This window comes from Bartonella sp. MR168JLCBS, from assembly GCF_042194175.1.
This window is the reverse complement of the sequence record NZ_JBHIMP010000590.1, coordinates 1-230: the sequence shown is the minus strand read 5'-3', so window position 1 is coordinate 230 and position 230 is coordinate 1. Positions and strand designations below refer to the sequence as shown.

Annotated in this window: 1 protein-coding gene; it reads left to right on the top strand. The window is 39.6% G+C overall.

Annotation, left to right across the window (positions count from 1 at the left end; all coding sequences use genetic code 11):
* Window positions 1-230 (top strand): class I tRNA ligase family protein (locus ACFIK8_RS12880; protein ID WP_375669646.1); only part of this gene is annotated, 230 nt, incomplete at both ends.

The window sequence follows — 230 nt, the reverse complement described above, 5'->3', positions numbered from 1 at the left end:
TGTTACGCTTTATAAGCAAGGGTTGATATATAAGGATAAGCGTCTCGTTAATTGGGATCCCAAATTATTAACGGCTATTTCTGATCTTGAAGTTGAGCAAAGAGAAATTAAAGGTCATTTGTGGCATTTTAGATATCCTCTTGAAGGTAAAGTTTTTGACCCTGGTGATCCTCCAACTTTTATAACAGTGGCAACAACCGGCCCGGAAACAATGCTTGGTGATACGGGGA